This is a genomic window from Mixta theicola, assembly GCF_002895925.1.
GTDB lineage: Bacteria > Pseudomonadota > Gammaproteobacteria > Enterobacterales > Enterobacteriaceae > Mixta > Mixta theicola.
In genome coordinates this window covers 251837-269066 of record NZ_NWUO01000001.1, presented here as the reverse complement: position 1 = coordinate 269066, position 17230 = coordinate 251837, and the positions used below count along the sequence as shown (strand labels likewise).

Sequence of the window (17230 nt, the reverse complement as noted above, 5' to 3'; positions counted from 1 at the left end):
CGGGTTAAAACATATTTTCTTACGCTGCTTATCTGATAAATGACATTCTCCAGCAAAAAGATTTCACGGTGAAAAGAGGTGATAAATCTATACTTGCCTCACTCGGTATTTCCTCAGGAAACCCCATGAAAACTAAGATTTTTTACAGCCTGCCGTTATTGTCGCTGCTGGCGGTTTTTTTAATACTGCCGAAGGCTTATGCAGCGGATTTGGCGTTGATGCAACCGTCAGTAGGCTGTGACAGCCTGAAAACTATCGACCTGACTGACATCGGCGGTAAAGGCAGCAAAGTAGACAGCACCTCCGTCATCAAACTGAATAATGCGCAGTGGTGTAAAGTGGAAGGCACGCTGGCACCGGAAATTGGTTTTCGGCTGTTATTACCGGCTGACCACTGGAATCAACGCTACATGCAGGTAGGCTGTGGCGGCTTATGCGGCTCCATTACGCTGCAGCCGGGCGCGGCGGCGGGTTGCGCGCCGCTCAACAGCAACGGCTTTGCTGTGGCTGCTACTAATATGGGCCACCGTGAAGAGGAAACGAACTGGGGGAATGACCGCCAGAAACGCAGTGATTTTGCCTGGCGTGGAGAGCATTTGACTGCGCTGGCGGCGAAAAAACTCATTGCCGCGTTCTATCAAAAACCGGCGGCGTTCAGCTATTTCAACGGCTGTTCAGACGGCGGGCGTGAAGCCCTGATGGCAGCCCAGCGTTTTCCGCATGACTTTAATGGCATCGTTGCGGGCGCGGCAGCCATGAATTTCCAGGTGCAGAACGCGATGTATCATACCTGGCAGGTGGTCAGTAACCGGGACAAAGATGGCAATGCGCTGCTGACGGCAAAGGATCTTCCGTTAATACATCAGGCAGTGATGAACCAGTGTGATGCCCTGGACGGCCAGAAAGATGGCCTGATTGCCGCGCCGGAAGCCTGCCATCCCCGCCTGGAGGTATTACGCTGTAAAGCGGAGCAGCAGGGTAAATGCCTGAGCGACGCGCAACTTACCGCGTTGAAGAAACTCTACGATGGGCCGCGCGACGTAAAAACCGGGCGTAAACTGATTGTCGGCGGGCCGCAGTATGGTTCTGAACTGGCCTGGCAAGGCGTGTTTATTCCCGCAGAGGCGCATCAACCCGTTATGAGCGCCATGATTGCGCTCTCCTCGCTGCGTTATGTCCATTTTGCCATCAACCCAGCGCCAGGGTTTACTCTGAGCGATGTGAAGTTTGACCAGGCAACCTTCGATCAACTGAGCAGGCTTCATAACCTTTATGACGCCACCAATCCCGATTTGCGCGCGTTCGCCCGCGCAGGCGGCAAGCTTATCATCTGGCACGGCTGGGCCGATCCGCATATCTCGCCGCTCAATTCAATTGCTTATCACCATGCGCTGGGTAAAGAGATGGGTACGTCGCAGCGGCAGGCCTTTGAGCGTCTCTATTTGCTGCCCGGCGTCTATCACTGTTCGAATGGTGAAGGCCCAAGCCTGGTCGATTTTATGACGCCGGTAATGAACTGGGTGGAAAATGGTCAGGCACCTGAAGCTGTCACCACCTGGCAGGCTTCACCGCAGCAGAATAACAGTTTCGGTCAGCCCGTCGGCGCGGAAGGTAAACCCACCTCACAGGCGGCTCTGATGCAGGAAGGTAAACCTTCGCGGCTGAATCTTCCGGATATGAAACTGGAAACCATTCCGGCCAACGCGGCATCGCGTCCTGTTTATCCTTATCCGCAATATGCCGTGTGGAACGGCAAGGGCGATGTAAAACAGGCGGCGTCATATGTGCCGAAAAAGCTACCGGTTATTAATGAGCATTATGACTGGGCCGGATCTGGTTTTTATCAGCCTTATCAATTTATTAATTAATCATCCGGGAAAATATAAATATTAAAAAACCAGGGCGTTGCGATTGCGACGCTCTGGTTTTTAATCCGGCGTTTAAAAGTGACGGCAAACCCAGAAGGCGCAAGCGCGGGCTCCTCCGCAGATAGTTATATTTATCTTAATCTGGCCTGTTTCCCCTACGACTGCCGAAACCCCGGCAAAACAACTTCCGCTCAACCTCCTTCTTTTCCCGTTGACGATCCGTGACCAACTTCTGAGTTTTCATTCGCAGAGAAGAGCAATATCTAGACATATCGTAATAACAGATATATCTGGTTTAATGAAGTCTGCAACGAGCCCGACGTCATAGCCAAAAATTTATTAATGGATACGACCCGGTAACGATCCTGTTAAATCGCGGAGAAATCATGGACTTAGGCATAAGAAATAGGGTTGCGTTTGTCTGTGCTTCATCGCAGGGGCTGGGTCTGGCCTGCGCTCAGGCATTAGCGGCAGAAGGGGTTGCCATCATTTTAAACGGGCGTGATGAAAGCAAGCTGCAAAGCGTTGTGCAGCAATTTCGCCTCGATAATCCCGCAGCAGCCGTCAGTTATATCGCCGCCGATCTGACCACGTCTTCGGGACGGGAAAAAATCATTGCTTCGTTACCGCAGGTGGACATTCTGGTCACGAATAATGCCGGGCCTCAGCCCGGTGCGTTATCTGACTGGAGCGAGGAGGCCTTACGCAAGGCAATGGAAGCCAATTTTATTCCCGCCGTTCAGCTGATACGCGCCTGGCTTCCCGGTATGCAGGCCGTGGGCTTTGGCCGCATCGTTAATATCACCTCCGCGATGGTGAAATCCCCGCATTATATGATGGGGTTATCAACCTCGGCGCGCACCGCGCTGACGGCAATATGTAAAGCCATCAGTCAGGAGGTGGCGAAAGATAATGTCACGATTAATAACCTGTTGCCTGAGCGGATTGATACGCCGCGGCAGGAATTTATGCTGCAGCGTTTAATTGCGAAAGAGGGGATTAGCCGCGAAGAAGCTCGCTTGCGCAATATGCAATCCATTGCCGCCAGGCGTTATGGCACGCCGCAGGAGTTTGGCGCCGCCTGCGCTTTTTTATGCAGTCAGCAGGCCGCTTTCATCTCAGGCCAGAACCTGCAACTGGACGGTGGATCTTACGACGGTCTGATTTAACCGAGGTGGGGCAGATAATGAAACCGCAGTTTAGCGAGCTGCTTGAATTCGAACAGCAACGCCAGCAGGCCTTAACGCAACCTGACCTTATCCTGCTGGAAAGCTTACTGGCAGAGGATCTTGTCCATATTCACAGCACCGGCATGGTCCATAACAAGCAACAATTTCTGACGCATATTGAACGCATGGGCGGCTTTAGCGCTATTTCACGCGATACACCTGAAATTCGTCTGGAAGGCAATATTGCTATCCTCGCCGGTAATACACGTAACACCGTTCGACTGCTGGAAACGGGTGAAGAAAAAGTGCGGTTTGGTTTCTCCACGCTGGTGCTGCGACGCACGCCGCCGGGCTGGCAAATCGTTTTATCTCAACTGACCCCTTATCAGACGTAAATTTTACTCATTAAGTAAAAGGAGAACAGCATGAAACTGGTACGTTTTACTGAGCAGGGGCGTACGCGCATTGGCAAAGTAATTAACGATCGGGTAGTCGATCTCTCCGCCGTGCCGGGTGTGTCTGAATCGATGCGCCAGCTGATAACCGATCTGCCGCAGCTGCGGATGACGCTTGAAGAAGCCAGCGGACCAGCTTTTCCACTGGCAGATATTCAGTTAGAAGCGCCAGTACAGGATGCGCAAAAATTTCTCGGTATTGGCATGAATTACCGTAAACATGCGGATGAAGCCCGACTGGCTGGCATACCGATCCCTGAAAGTCAGATGTGGTTCAACAAGCAGGTATCCTGTATTAACGGCCCTTTCTCGCCGGTAGTGAAGCCTGATGCCAGCGATAAAATGGATTACGAAATTGAACTTGGCGTGGTGATTGGTAAACGCTGTCGTCACGTCAAAGCCAGCAACGCGGCTGCGGTCATCGCGGGTTACCTTATCGTGAATGATGTCTCCGCTCGCGACTGGTTACACAAATCGCCCACCTTCACCTTAGGAAAATCCTTCGATACGCATGGGCCAACGGGCCCCTGGCTCACGACCGCCGATGAAATACCCGATCCGCTTAATCTGAATATGAAGCTGTATGTGAACGGAGAGCTGCGTCAGCATTCCGGCAGCGGCGACATGATCTATGACATCTATGCGCAAATCGAATACCTCTCAACGGTGATGACCCTTGAACCAGGCGATATTCTTGCCACCGGCACACCGTCGGGCATTGGCGCACCAACCGGCCGCTTCCTGCAGCCCGGCGATGTGATGAGGCTGGAGATAGAAGGCTTAGGCCATATAGAAAATCATGTGGTGGCGGAAGCCGCCCACGCTTAATCGCCGGGGGATGTTATGACCAGTCGGAACTTTCGTGATTACTTAATGCCAGCGGATGCGCATCGTATTGCGCTTGCGCGTGGTGTTGATGTGCATACTTATGGCGAGCGTATGCTTGCCACGGATAAAGCGCAAAAATTAAAAGCCCACTGGCAGGCGATGCTGGATGAAACCTTTCGCGGCATTACCCGCAACGGTGAAGTCCAGCCGCATCTTTACAGTCTGCAGGATGAGGGCTTTGCCGTTGAAATCGCCGCCGCCGCCGCCCGGGCGCTTTTACACACCCTTGCGCCTGAAGTACAAAAAGCGGCGTGTTATCCCATAGATGCCAAACAGTGGCGCGCCTGGTACAACCCCGAAATTCCGTTTAATGATTACGGCGTAAGACTTGAAGAAACCTCAACGGCTACGCGCGCAGCCTTCCTGGAACTACTACGCAGCTGCACAAGCGACCGGGGTTTTACTAAAGTGCAGCAGCTTATGGATGCTAATCATTTTCTGGGCGAACTCTACGATCTCACCAATATCATGAACCGCTGGAGTTTTCATTTCATGCTGTTCGGCGAGCCGTCTGCTACGCAACCCTGGGGCTGGAGCATCTATGGTCATCATGTGGCGTTTTGCTGCTTTATCGTAGGACGGCAGCTGGTCATTGCGCCAACATTTATGGGCGTGGAACCTAACGTTATTGCGCGCGGTGACGACAGCGACTGCGTGCTGTTCACCGAAGAAGAACAGCGTGGACTGGCGCTGATGCAATCTCTCAGCCCGCAGCAGCAGGCGCGGGCGACCGTTTATCAGCAGATGGAAGATCCGCTGATGCCAGCAGAGCGTTTTAACTTTGCCGATCAGCGCCACCTTGGCGGCGCATTTCAGGATAATCGCGTTATTCCGCTGGAAGGGGTGTGCGCCGCGGAGTTTGATGCATCACAGCGCGCCAGGCTGATGGAAACCATAGGCGTATTTCTCGATTTTTTACCGGACGGGCCGCGTCAGGCACGCCTGAAGCAGATTGAGCAACACCTTGCATCGACCTGGTGGAGCTGGATCGGCGGCTGCGGCGATGACGACGTATTTTATTACCGCATTCAAAGTCCGGTGGTATTGCTGGAATTCGATCATCACAGCGGAATGTGGCTTACCAATAAAGAGCCGGCACGCTTCCATATTCATACGATTACCCGCATCCCGAACGGCAACGATTACGGCAAGGCCTTGCTGATGCAATATCAGAAGTAACAACAGGCCGCAGAGCCTGACCCGTCGTACCGGGTGACGTCGTTTTGCCCGGATAACCCACAGCGTTTGTTGACCGCTTCCTGACGGAGGCGGAAGGCTTCGCTGCGCCTAAAAACCATAAGAGACCAACCCTACACATCTATATAACGAGGTTATCAGGCAATGCGTGTCCAAAAATTCAAAACATCTGCATTAACCGTCGTACCTCTGGCGCTGTTCTGTGGCGCGTGTTACGCCGAAACGTCGCCAGCTGCTGAGTCAGACAGCTTTAACGACTGGCTGGCCCAGGGAAATATTTCCGGCGAGCTGAAAACCATGACTTTTTTCAAAGAGTTCAGCGGAACGCTACCGAACAAGCGCACCAGTTCGCTGGGGGGGAATATTCAGTATCGCAGCCCGAAAATAGGTGGATTCAGCGTTGGGCTGGGCGCTTACGGCGCTTATAACCTGGGGGTAAATCCTTCAGACGTTGAGAAAACAGAGATTTATCTGCCGTCCGATAATACTACCGTGCTCGGCAAAGCTTTTTTGCGCTATCAGGGTTACGGGCTCGATCTGCAGGCAGGGCGTTTTGGCCTTGATACGCCTTTTGCCAACGAAGGAGAGGGCTGGACAATGGTTCCGGCGCTTTACCAGGGATTTGGCGGGACGTATGCCCTTAATGAGCAGGGCAATTTTAAACTCAACGCTTACCGTATTTATCGCTTTAAACCGTTGAGCTCTGAACATTTTGAACAGGGCGATGCCGGTAATCCGGAAATCGAAGATACCAGCGTGCCCTCGGTTGACAGCGATGGCTTCACGACGCTGGGTTTACGTTATGGTCAACGCTGGAACACCAGCGCTGAAGCCTGGTATTACAACTTCGATAAGCGCGTTCAGCTCGCTTACGGCGGCGCAGAAATTCCTGTCGCTGGCCTGAAGTTTGGCAACTGGACGCCTTACTGGGGCGCGCAATATCTGCATGAGTGGGACGCCAGCGATCAGGCTTATCCGTATCACAATGTTGATACCGACCTTTATTCGGGGCGCATCGGCGTACGCTCGCGCAATCATGACATCTATTTTGCTGCGACGCATGTACCGTCAAAAGAGGATGCTTTCCTGAGCGGTGGTTTCTTTGCACCCTACAGCTATGGCATTTATGACCACACGCCGCTGGAGAGCGGGCAGCCGCTGGTGTCTATGGTGACCACTAACCAACCCGGCAACGCCTTTGCTCTGCGCTATGCCTACCATGATGAGACCTGGTTAGGCGTCTTTGGCGTGACGCGTCTGGAGCTGAAGGACTCTACGGGGATCTATTACCCGCTGCCTGCCGAGAACATCAACGCGGCCTTTATGATTCTTGGCTATAACGTCACCCCGCGCCTGCATCTGGAATTTGAGTTTGATTATGTCCATTCCCCTTCAGAAGTCACCGGCAACTATCACGCCGAGCGTTTGCGGCTGGTGTACCGCTTTGGCGCGAAGATGGCGGATGACGAATATTAATGCCGATTATTTTCAGGAGATGAATATGGCTAAACGGCAAAGTATTTATATTGCAGGGTTTCCCCATGCTAACCCCATTCCAGCGGCCTGCCGTATTGGGCCGATGCTCTATTCCGGCGTTATCTATGGCCGCGATCCACACACGCAGCAGGTGCCTGCAGATTTTGACCGGCAGTGTAGCCTGATGTTTATGCACGTACGCAGCATTGTGGAAGCGGCGGGCGGAACGCTTGAGGATGTGATTAAAATGACGCTGTGGATGCAGGATAAATCTCAGCGCGAAACGGTGAACCGCCACTGGGAGAGGCTTTTCCCGGACGCGAACGCCCGTCCCGCCCGTCATGCATTAGACGGTTTTTTTACCGGTAATACGCTTATTCAGTGTGATTTTATTGCCGTACTGGAAAAGTAAAAGTTGCGGGCAGTATTTGTAACTGCCCGTCCGTTTATCTATATTGCCTGTGCATCTGACCGCAAGTTTTTAATCGCATTTTTGCGACCCAGCCCTGCGAGTCCGATCGAGAAATCTTATGACGCGGCATACTGGCTTGGTCAGTTACAATATTTCCGATATATTTAAAATCCAGATATTTCTTGTGGTTAATGAGCGGGGTAATAATGGTGCAGAATCGCCGTGCGGATGAGATTGCAGATAATCTCAGCACCGGGCAGGCCGACAGTGCTGTCGCACAGATTAGCGGTAAACCAGGCCGCCGCCAGCGCGCCTTCGACTATGGTGAACTGCGCCTGCTGTTGCTGGCAATGATCGCCAAACAATCCAGCCACGGCTACGAACTGATCCATGAAATAAAAGAGCGCCTGGGAGGCACTTATAAGCCCAGTCCGGGGGTTATCTATCCTGCTTTAACCTGGCTTTACGATCGTGGCTACACTGAAATCGATTTAGAAAAGGGTGGGCGCAAACGCTACAGTATTACTAATGAGGGTCAAGCGTTTCTCAGTGCGAATAAAAACGTGACCGATATGCTGCTGGCACGCGTGGCGCCGAAAGCGCATGGACCATCGCCACAGGCCATCGTAGAGGCGATGGATCATCTGAAGCGCGCGCTGAGTTTGCGCATAAAGATGGAGCCGGTTGCCGCCGAGGTGATTACGCGTATGGGCGATATTATTCATGTGGCGGCGAATCAAATTGAAGCGTTGCTTAACGCGCCAGTATTAAGCGAGGGCGCAGTAAAATGCGTTGCTAATATTGCAACGCCTAATGGCGAACGCTTTTTACGCCGCCTTTGTACTCACTTTCAACACCGAACGCCCGTGGTGACCGATGAAAACAGCGGCCATTTTCGCATGAATATGGGCGAAGTGCGCATGGAGGCGCTGGAGGGCGTTTTCCGCGTGAGCTTAACCGCGCTAACCGCAGAAAAGCTTGATGAAATGCAGCATATTTTAGTGCGCCATCTGGAAGAAACGGCAGTGCGTGAAAAACTGGATGTGATTTGGCAGTCCGTTTAAGGTCATGAAGTGAAATGCAGACGCGATCCGGCCCGTCTGCATTTTATCGTTTAGTCTTTTGCCTGGCGTGGGAATCAGCGCATACTGTATCGCTTTGGATGTCAGGCCTCTCTTCCAGCCGCGTTACTCCAGTTTGAAAATACGCGCGGCATTGCTGCCCAGGATACTGGCTTTATCCTCTTCGCTGATTTCCAGACTCTGAATAGTCTCAATGCCTTTAAAGAACCAGTCTTTACGGATCGGATATGAGCTGCCGTAGAGAATATTTTTGCCGCCAATCACTTTAACTGCCGCTTCGAGCTGCGCTTTACCCCATTGCGGTGCGCCTGAGGTATCGAAGAAGATGTTATTGCTCAGCTGCGCGCGCAGGTTCCCGGTTCCGGTCTGGAAACGATCGACCGCATCGTTAAACTGATGTTGTGGCGGCACCAGCATGTCGGCAAACGCATAAAATGCACCGCCCAGCATCGAATGGATAAACCGCAGGTTTGGTAGCTCATCGAACATGCCGCTGAACAGTTCTCGTCCTACTGCAGTGGCCTGATCGACGCAGCGTCCAAACTGGCGACGTTGATTGGTATAAGTCAGTACCGAATTGAAATCGACCGGCAGCGGCGTGTGGTGCACCACAACCGGCACATTCAGATCATTAAGGAATTTCAGATAGGGACGAAACGCCGCATCATCAAGATAGATTTGGCCGTAGTGCGCCACAATTTGCGCACCACGGAAACCGAGTTGATTCAGGCAGCGATCCACTTCACGCAGGCAATCATCGGTGCCCCACGGCGGGACTACCGCCAGCGCCGACATCCGGCCTTCGCTGCGGCTCACGTATTCTGCCATGCGGGTATTGACCTCTTTGCAGGTCTCTAAATCGAGCCATTCCTGCCACACCGGCAGACGAAAAATAGCGTGATCCACGCCGGCTTTTTCCATGTCGGCGAGCTGACTTTCCAGCGTGTACTGGCCTTCGGCATAGTTAAGATTCACATAGCCTTTAGGTTGTTCAATAATTAACTGGCTCAGCTCCTTTCCTTCAATTTTTTCCACCCGCGTATGTACACCGTATTGTTTAGGCACGCAGTCGAGGAAAGAGTTAAGCAGCTTCTTATCGGAGAAAAGTTCACCCGGCAGCCAGTGCATGTTGGAATCAATAATCTTGCTCATAATCCGTTCCTTTTTATCTAAGTTAAGAGGGTTGTTATTTTTGTGTGGCAAAGACCGACTTGTATTTGGCCGGCTGATCTGTCTCTTTCTCTGTCGGTATCCGCATACCCGCTTTGGCGTGGTATTCGCTGAAAATTGACAATGCTTCTTCATGGGGAAAAAGGGTTTCTATATCCGCAAACGGTTTGCCCCCGCTGCGTTCTTCCACGATACGGCGCACCACTTCCGGGCCTTCGCCGCGTGAGGCAAGAACCAGCCAGTTCACCTTCTCGCGACGTTCATTTTCATAAGCTCTGAGCGCTTCAACAGGATCGGCGACCGCCGCCAGTTTTTCGGCAATCACACGCGCATCGACAAACGTCTGACATACGCTATTGCCGCCGCGGGGATACATGGCATGCGCGGCATCGCCCAGCAGCGTGATGCGGCCAAACGACCATTGCGGTAATGGGTCGTGGTCGATAAGCGGAAACAGGTAGCATTCACGGGCATTACGGATCATTTCGCTGACATCAAGGAAGTCGAGCTTGCAGTCGTCAAATACGTGCTCAATCTCTTTCACCCCGGTTTCCTGGTTCCAGTCCTCTTCGCTCTGCGGCTTTTCGTCCTGCTCAATAACCCAGTTGATTAGCTGATTGCCGTTGCCATCCACGTTGTCCTGGATCGGATAAACGATAAGCGTACCCTGACGAATCGGATCGCCGATGTGCAGAATGCTGCCCCCGGTTTTGAACGGCGGCATTACGGTGACGCCGCGATAAAGCGTTAAGCCTGAGAAATGGCTGCGCGCAGATTCGGGCAGCAGTTTGCTGCGTACCACGGAACGAATACCATCAACGCCAATCACCACATCGGCATGTACGCTTTGCGGCGCATCAGGGTTCAGCTGGGTATCAAAATGCACCGTGACGCCATTTTCATCCTGTTCAAAGCCGCAGCAACGGCAGCCGAGCGTAATAGCGTCCTTGCCTAACCGTTCCTGTACTGCCTGGTAGAGCATCATTTGCAGGCGACCGCGATGGACAAAGCGCTGGTCATGGTCGTAGCCCATATGGCGACCGCAGTTTTCGGCAAAAATTTGCTGGCCGTAGCCGGTGTAAAAGATCGATTCTTTTGCTTCAACGGAAATGTCAACAAACGCGTCGTATAAGCCCAGCTCGGTAAGTTCCCTGACGGCATAGGGTTTAATGTCAACGCCGACACCCAGCGGTTTGATCTCTGCAACCGCTTCAAACAGACGCGGACGAAACCCCTGTTGATGCAGGCGCAGGGCAGTGGCCAGGCCAGCCGGGCCCGCGCCGATGATAACGATATCCAACATAGTCACTTCCTCTTGTTATGAATTTTTAAGCTCAGCGTTCAGAGAATTTCAGATATGACTTTTCAGCGTGCTGCGGTCCGCAGCAGGAGCATCGCGTCCCGGATATTGCGTGACATCACGCAGCCAGATCGGCACGCCTGCCAGACAAACAATCAGTCCTCCAGTTACCAAAACCGCCAGCGGATGCGCGCTGAGGCTGTGCTGTGCCGCAATAAACAGCGGAGGGCCCAGGAACACGCCAACCAGCGTCAGTTGGGTAATCAGGCCGCTGGTAGCGCCGATGCTTTCACGCGACGGCGCAACTAGCGGCGCCAGCGCCCACATGCCTACCAGCAGGCCGCTGCCAAACATAAACAGCCATGACGCACCGACTGAAAGCATGAAACCGAGCGGCAGCATGTAAATCGCGAGTGCCGGAACTCCCGTGAGGATGATGCCGGTGAATCCAATTGCGGCGGCTTTCACCCCCCGGTTAAGCATTGCGCCCACCATCAGGCAGCCGATGCCGTTACACACCATCGCCACCACATTCCAGTGCGCCACTTCTATCGGCGGTATGCTGTAGCGTTGCGATAAATAGGGCGCGAGAGTGGAAATAATGCCGGTTTGTAGAAAGGCGTCGGCACCAAACGAAATGCCGAGCAGGTAGATCAGTGGGCTTCTTAATACAGCGCGCAGGCCACGCGTGCGGGAGAACTGCGCTTTCTCTTCCGCCGTCCGGCGCGGCAGGCTGATCAGGGCAATAACGGCCAGCAGCAGCGTCAGTAACGAATGAGCAATAAACGCGGCGCGCCAGTTACTGAAGTGGTCAGCAAGACCGGCAGAAAGAAAAGGCAGCAGGAAACTGGCGGGAACGAAGGTTGACCATAACGCCATCGCCATGTTGCGCTGTTTTCCTGTGGTAATTCGAATTAACAGCGTTACCGCGGCCACCGCAGTCATGACGTAACCGATGCCGGTGACGATACGGCCCGCCAACAGCAGGTTGAATGCGGGAGCGGCAACCACGCAAATATCGCCAATCACGATAACCACAGCACCCATTAACAGCACGATGCGATCGCCTGCACGATCGACAATATAGCCTGCCAGCAGTGCTCCCAGCGCAACCATCAGTGACGGCAGCGACATGATGAGACCGATCTGACCATGGTCGAATACGCGAAACTCTTTAGCAATAGCACCTAATTCTGTTACGGCTTCGCTGACGGTCATCGCCGCCATTACGCCGAGCGCGTAGGCAACGAGAATTCTGACGAGTGGATTTTGAATGAATGTACTCACGATCCTGACTCCCTATAGCTGATAACACAGTCTGCTAATGCAAAAACAGTGGGGTAGCGGGCATTGCGCCACGCGTATTACAGCGTTACTGCAGAACGGTTAACCATCGTTAGCCAGGGCAAGAAAACGTTCCAGCGTAGGGGGATCGACGCGGATTTCCGGTTGAGTGACAGCCACATCGGCGAATGAAGTGGCTTCGGTAAACCATTTATTCTGGGCAGGAAGCCCCCACTGATCGGCCCGTTTAGGATCGGCCAGATCCCAGCCGAGCGCCGGTTCCAGATCGATATGCTGATAATGGGTATTGAACAATTCGATACGATGCCCGTCAGGATCGCGGAAATAGAGAAACAGCGCGCCACTGATACCGTGTCGGCCAGGACCCCGTTCCAGGCTGGACGCGTAGCCTAACGCACCGGCAACGTCACAGGCGCGGATCATATCGTTGGAATCCGGCAGGGTATAAGCAAAGTGATGCAGGCGTGGGCCCGGCCCCTGGGTGAAGACAATATCGTGCGGGTTGCCTTTTCGTTGCAACCAGACGCCCCATAAATGCTGCATTTCTTTGATATTCGAATAGGTATATTCACTGACACGAAATCCAAGCATCTGATAGAACCACCACGCCTTGCGAACATCGCTGACCTGCAGCTGGTAGTGATCAAGACGCTGTGCGCTGGCCCCATGATAATGCTGATACTGTTTTAGCATCCGCTCACGCGGTTCCATTGATGCGCAAAGTTCGAGCGGCACGCCGACATCGTCGCTGACGCGCAAAGTAAGTCCCTGGTAAGGCACGTCAACCAGCGCCGCCGTTTTGCCCTGTTCAGCAAAATAGTCCTGTGCCTGATAAATATCCTCTTCATTACGTACGCGCATACCGATAGATGCACATGTCGCTTCAGATGATGCACGCAGCACTAAACTGTGGTGCCCGCGCTCTTCAAGGCCGCGTAAATACACCGCACTATCATCTTCATCACTTACAACTAACCCGACCAGCTCGGTATAGAACTGCCTGCTGGCATTGAGGTCACGGACGTTAAGAACGACGTGGCTGGCACGCGTCACGTTAAAGGGGGGATCCAAAACCAACTCATCAATCTGTGGCATGGGCGCGTTCTCTCTTTCAGACGAAGCGATTGTCAGTATGGTTATTTGAGCCAGCGATAACGCTGCCGGCCCGTTTTTTGTCCCGGTTACTACAACTGACTTCGGTAACAGGAAAGCAGGTGAATTTAGATATATCGTATTAATAGATATATCTCATTATGTACGGTGAATTGGCGATCAAGCGCACAGTTCAGAATGAAGATTAAAAAACGTTGAAATACCGCTTCAGGCAAAGAAAAAAGGCGTTTAGCGACGGGGAGCTAAACGCCTTTTATGAGGGGTTCGTACCGTTAGTAAAGGAACGGCGGGTGGCAAAAAAAGAGGTTGCAGGCATCGCCTGTTAGTGCGCTTTCAGCGCAAATCAAGCGCCGACAGATTTAAGCTGGGCGAGCGTTTGTTGCAAAATGACGGCAACCTGTCGCTGCGTCTCTTCATCACTGCCATGATAGCGATGTAACTGGCTACGCAGTTCATGGAGCGCCTGCATCAGCGAAGCCTCAAACGGCTGGCGTTGCTCAACTATTGCCTGATTCACGGTTTCACTCTGCTGGGCAAACAACGCTAGCCGGGCGAGCAACGCATCAGCTATTGCCTGATTGTCGGCCAGCCAGCTTTCACCCTGCTCATTAATCGCGTAGCGTTTTCGGTTACCTTCCTGCTGCACGCTCACATGACCCACATCTTCAAGATAAGTCAGGGCTGGATAAATCACGCCAGGACTTGGCGTATAAAAACCGCCGCTTTTTTCAGCCAGTGACTTGATCAGCTCATAGCCGTAACTGGCCTGCTGTTTCAAAAACGTCAGCAATAAAATCTGTAACTCATCCGCACCAAATTTACGGCCGCGAAGGAAAGAAGGGCGATCGCGTTGGCCGGAATCACCACCGCCACGGCGATGTCCGCGTTGACCCTCGTGACGGCCGCCATGAGGCCCGGCAAAACGGTGATGATGACGCTCGCCACGCATCGCCTGATGCCGCTGGCCAACCTTCATATCCAGCTTCTCTTCACCGCTTTCCGCCCGATCGGCATATTCATTACGGTTCGGGCGTGATCGGCCACTACCGCCACGGCGTTCATTAAGCATATCTCTAAACATAACACTCTCCTGATTAATTATGTCTTACGACTGTATCGTAAGATATTCGAAGTTATATATCTTACGATAATTAAATGCAATAGCAACGTTGCCGTTTTTCGTGTCCGTTTTTTTAATAATAAAGAGAAAAAAGGCGTGGATAGACAGGGAGCAAATCCACCGGGACAGGTTTGGGACATACCGGGGTTGGGGGCTTTACCGGGCCTGTGCATAGTTTCGCATTCAGCTATGTCATGAAAAATGCCGGGCAACACGCAAACAGAAAAGGCGCAGGGGGATTCCCGCTGCGCCTTTTGAATCAATAAGTTAACAAGTTACGGCTAGAATGCGGTGGTGTCTTTAAACAGACCCACTTTCAGATCGCTGGCGTTATAAATAACATTACCGTCAACCAGCACTTCGCCATCGGCCACGCCCATAACCAGCTTACGGTTGATAACACGCTTGAAGTGAATACGGTAGGTCACTTTTTTGGCGCCAGGCAGAACCTGACCGGTAAATTTCACTTCGCCTACGCCCAGCGCGCGGCCTTTGCCTTCGGCGCCCAGCCAGCCAAGATAGAAACCAACCAGCTGCCACATCGCATCCAGACCCAGACAGCCCGGCATTACCGGATCGCCGATAAAGTGGCAGGCGAAGAACCAGAGGTCGGGGTTGATATCCAGCTCTGCTTCTACATAACCTTTATTATAGTTACCGCCTTCTTCGCTCATTTTGACCACGCGGTCCATCATCAGCATGTTGCCGGACGGCAGCGGCGGGCCTTCAGCGCCAAACAATTCACCGCGACCAGAGGCAATTAAGTCTTCTTTTGTATAGGACTCGCGTTTCTCTACCATGTTTTAATAAGCCTTTTTTTAATGAATCATGAACATTAGCTAACAGCTGTAAGCTGAACAACTCCGATCAGCTGTGGTTAAACCAGTTTAGCCAACGCAGAGGCCAGGGACGCTGGCGCGCCTCCTGCTGATTAAATTCTGTGATGCGCGCCTGAATAGTTTGTAACAGGCAGGGTGCATCGTCCTGTTTCCAGGCAACGCCGGTCAATAAAGGCAGCGCTTCATCCACCTCGCTGACGGCCCAGATATGAAACTCTCCAGCCTGTACCGCATCGACGATTTGCTGTTGCAAACAGAGATGACGCACGTTGGCGGCGGGAATAATAACGCCCTGCTGACCGGTTAAGCCGCGCTGCTGACAGACATCGAAAAAGCCTTCGATCTTTTCATTCAGGCCGCCTACCGGCTGCACATGACCGAACTGATCGACTGAGCCGGTTACCGCAATTTGCTGATTAATGGGCTGTTCGGCCAGGGCGCTGACCAGCGCGCAAAGTTCGGCAAGGGAGGCGCTATCGCCGTCCACTTCCGAATAGGATTGCTCAAATACCAGCGAAGCCGAGAAGGGCAGCTGCTGATCGAGCTCCAGTTCCGCCATCAAAAACGCCTGCATAATCATCATGCCTTTAGCATGAATATTTCCGCCCAGCTCAGCCTTCCGCTCAACGTCAGTGAATTCGCCATCGCCAATATGTACTACACAGCTGATACGCGAAGGATCGCCGAACGCGCGAGGATGTCCGGGAAATTCAATGACCGACAGGCCGTTGATTTGTCCCACTACGGCGCCTTCCGTCTCGATGAGAATTTGCTCGAGGAGAATTTCATCGCGCATACGCTCCGGCAGGAAACTTTCACGCCAGACGCGCGCATCCAGTGCGGCCTGTAACGCGGCAGCGTCCAGCTTTTCACCATACAGAGCGGCATCGCGCAGCTGGCGGCCAAGCCAGGCCGGGCAAAGCGGAAGCGTGTCGCGATCGCCGCTATAGCGTACGGCTTCCTGCAACAGGACGGGCCAGAAGTCGGCGGCAATCGGCGGCAGGTTCGCCTGCTGCGCCAGCGCGGTTATCCAGCGGCACCATAACGCCATATCTTCTGCGTCTTCAAGCTGCAGGCTCTCTTCATATTCGCTGTAGATAGCCAGCGCCGCCAGCTCAGGCTCCATTTCCTGAAAATCAGCCATCGCCTCACGGTCACCGCACAGCACCAGCTTTAGCTGCAGCGGCATTGACGGAATGGTGATCGGCAGCGGGCGCGATTCATCGGGCGACAGCCAGTCGAAACGCTGCTGGGCGATAGTCTGCTTCAGCCGCAGCCACAGCAGCGGCTGTGCCAGCAGCGTACGCAGTGAAAGCATTAAAATGCCGCCGTTAGCCTGATGGATCAGGCCGGGCTGCAAACTGATACGTTGGGAAAAAATACGCACGCAGCCAAACAGCCGTTCAGACTCGATCCAGTCGGCAAAATGTACGCCGCCGCGGCTGGCAAAGGGGGCATCTGCTGATTTTGCAGGCTGCCAGGTTATCCGATCGTCATTAATCAGATAGTTACCGCCGTAAAGCTCTTCCGTCTGGCTACTGTTATGCTGTAATGTCTGCGCCAGCAGTGACAGACTCTCACTGTTTTCCGCACAGCGGATCAGCATCAGTGAAAAAGGCGCGCTGCTGTTCTGCAGCAGACTGGCTGCATCAAACAGACGAGGCTGAACGTCAGGCAAAGTATCGCCGACATTATCGCTAAAGACGCGGGAAAAAAGAGACTGGAAGCTTTCGGCATCAGGCTGTAGCGCCTGCCATGCAAGTCGGTTGCTGGTCAAAATAATCGTATTTGTCTGGATAAATGAAAAGCGCGATTATACAGCTTTTCAGGCTGTTA

15 protein-coding genes are annotated in these 17230 nt (G+C 53.0%); 8 read left to right on the top strand and 7 right to left on the bottom strand.

Features of this window, described 5'->3' with window-relative positions; genetic code table 11:
* Window positions 1-125: 125 nt before the first annotated feature.
* From COO59_RS01335 to COO59_RS01300, 8 genes are all read left to right on the top strand, one after another.
* On the top strand, window positions 126-1868 hold the full coding sequence (locus COO59_RS01335; protein WP_103058033.1) for a tannase/feruloyl esterase family alpha/beta hydrolase: 1743 nt from the start codon (window positions 126-128) through the stop codon (window positions 1866-1868).
* A 386-nt stretch (window positions 1869-2254) separates the two neighbouring features.
* A complete protein-coding gene (locus COO59_RS01330; protein ID WP_103058032.1) occupies window positions 2255-3037 on the top strand; it encodes an SDR family oxidoreductase in 783 nt (260 codons plus the stop codon).
* A 17-nt stretch (window positions 3038-3054) separates the two neighbouring features.
* Complete coding sequence (locus tag COO59_RS01325) at window positions 3055-3432, top strand: nuclear transport factor 2 family protein (protein ID WP_103058031.1); 378 nt, start codon at window positions 3055-3057, stop codon at window positions 3430-3432.
* A 30-nt stretch (window positions 3433-3462) separates the two neighbouring features.
* Window positions 3463-4320 (top strand): fumarylacetoacetate hydrolase family protein, encoded by an 858-nt coding sequence (locus tag COO59_RS01320; RefSeq protein WP_103058030.1) that lies wholly within the window; start codon window positions 3463-3465, stop codon window positions 4318-4320.
* Window positions 4321-4335: 15 nt separating this feature from the next.
* Window positions 4336-5559 (top strand): DUF3500 domain-containing protein, encoded by a 1224-nt coding sequence (locus COO59_RS01315; RefSeq protein ID WP_103058029.1) that lies wholly within the window; start codon window positions 4336-4338, stop codon window positions 5557-5559.
* Window positions 5560-5721: 162 nt separating this feature from the next.
* The gene (locus COO59_RS01310) at window positions 5722-7053 is read left to right on the top strand and encodes a hypothetical protein (RefSeq protein WP_103058028.1); all 1332 of its coding nucleotides are present in this window, start codon (window positions 5722-5724) and stop codon (window positions 7051-7053) included.
* Window positions 7054-7078: 25 nt separating this feature from the next.
* On the top strand, window positions 7079-7465 hold the full coding sequence (locus tag COO59_RS01305) for a RidA family protein (RefSeq protein WP_103058259.1): 387 nt from the start codon (window positions 7079-7081) through the stop codon (window positions 7463-7465).
* 206 nt (window positions 7466-7671) lie between these two features.
* Window positions 7672-8529 (top strand): DUF2218 domain-containing protein, encoded by an 858-nt coding sequence (locus COO59_RS01300; protein ID WP_103058027.1) that lies wholly within the window; start codon window positions 7672-7674, stop codon window positions 8527-8529.
* Window positions 8530-8652: 123 nt separating this feature from the next.
* On the opposite strand, the gene COO59_RS01295 is transcribed toward COO59_RS01300, so the two are convergent.
* The 7 genes from COO59_RS01295 to COO59_RS01265 all read right to left on the bottom strand — a co-directional run bounded on the left by COO59_RS01295 (window position 8653) and on the right by COO59_RS01265 (window position 17171).
* Entirely contained in the window at window positions 8653-9699 is a 1047-nt protein-coding gene (locus COO59_RS01295; protein WP_103058026.1) for an amidohydrolase family protein, read from the bottom strand.
* Between the two features lie 34 nt (window positions 9700-9733).
* Entirely contained in the window at window positions 9734-11020 is a 1287-nt protein-coding gene (locus COO59_RS01290) for an FAD-dependent monooxygenase (protein WP_103058025.1), read from the bottom strand.
* Between the two features lie 48 nt (window positions 11021-11068).
* The gene (locus COO59_RS01285; protein ID WP_103058024.1) at window positions 11069-12304 is read right to left on the bottom strand and encodes an MFS transporter; all 1236 of its coding nucleotides are present in this window, start codon (window positions 12302-12304) and stop codon (window positions 11069-11071) included.
* 99 nt (window positions 12305-12403) lie between these two features.
* Window positions 12404-13417: a 3,4-dihydroxyphenylacetate 2,3-dioxygenase gene (gene hpaD / locus COO59_RS01280; RefSeq protein ID WP_103058023.1), complete on the bottom strand. Its 1014-nt coding sequence runs from the start codon at window positions 13415-13417 to the stop codon at window positions 12404-12406.
* A 361-nt stretch (window positions 13418-13778) separates the two neighbouring features.
* Complete coding sequence (locus COO59_RS01275) at window positions 13779-14516, bottom strand: PadR family transcriptional regulator (protein ID WP_103058022.1); 738 nt, start codon at window positions 14514-14516, stop codon at window positions 13779-13781.
* Between the two features lie 320 nt (window positions 14517-14836).
* On the bottom strand, window positions 14837-15355 hold the full coding sequence (gene fabA, locus COO59_RS01270) for a bifunctional 3-hydroxydecanoyl-ACP dehydratase/trans-2-decenoyl-ACP isomerase (protein WP_103058021.1): 519 nt from the start codon (window positions 15353-15355) through the stop codon (window positions 14837-14839).
* A 67-nt stretch (window positions 15356-15422) separates the two neighbouring features.
* The gene (locus COO59_RS01265; protein WP_103058020.1) at window positions 15423-17171 is read right to left on the bottom strand and encodes an AAA family ATPase; all 1749 of its coding nucleotides are present in this window, start codon (window positions 17169-17171) and stop codon (window positions 15423-15425) included.
* Window positions 17172-17230 lie beyond the last annotated feature (59 nt).

Bases quoted from the DNA above. Each gene is read 5' to 3' on its own strand.
- COO59_RS01335 (WP_103058033.1), top strand. From the start codon at position 126: ATGAAAACTAAGATTTTTTACAGCCTGCCGTTATTGTCGCTGCTGGCG.
- COO59_RS01330 (WP_103058032.1), top strand. From the start codon at position 2,255: ATGGACTTAGGCATAAGAAATAGGGTTGCGTTTGTCTGTGCTTCATCG.
- COO59_RS01325 (WP_103058031.1), top strand. From the start codon at position 3,055: ATGAAACCGCAGTTTAGCGAGCTGCTTGAATTCGAACAGCAACGCCAG.
- COO59_RS01320 (WP_103058030.1), top strand. From the start codon at position 3,463: ATGAAACTGGTACGTTTTACTGAGCAGGGGCGTACGCGCATTGGCAAA.
- COO59_RS01315 (WP_103058029.1), top strand. From the start codon at position 4,336: ATGACCAGTCGGAACTTTCGTGATTACTTAATGCCAGCGGATGCGCAT.
- COO59_RS01310 (WP_103058028.1), top strand. From the start codon at position 5,722: ATGCGTGTCCAAAAATTCAAAACATCTGCATTAACCGTCGTACCTCTG.
- COO59_RS01305 (WP_103058259.1), top strand. From the start codon at position 7,079: ATGGCTAAACGGCAAAGTATTTATATTGCAGGGTTTCCCCATGCTAAC.
- COO59_RS01300 (WP_103058027.1), top strand. From the start codon at position 7,672: ATGGTGCAGAATCGCCGTGCGGATGAGATTGCAGATAATCTCAGCACC.
- COO59_RS01295 (WP_103058026.1), bottom strand. From the start codon at position 9,699: ATGAGCAAGATTATTGATTCCAACATGCACTGGCTGCCGGGTGAACTT.
- COO59_RS01290 (WP_103058025.1), bottom strand. From the start codon at position 11,020: ATGTTGGATATCGTTATCATCGGCGCGGGCCCGGCTGGCCTGGCCACT.
- hpaD (WP_103058023.1), bottom strand. From the start codon at position 13,417: ATGCCACAGATTGATGAGTTGGTTTTGGATCCCCCCTTTAACGTGACG.
- COO59_RS01275 (WP_103058022.1), bottom strand. From the start codon at position 14,516: ATGTTTAGAGATATGCTTAATGAACGCCGTGGCGGTAGTGGCCGATCA.
- fabA (WP_103058021.1), bottom strand. From the start codon at position 15,355: ATGGTAGAGAAACGCGAGTCCTATACAAAAGAAGACTTAATTGCCTCT.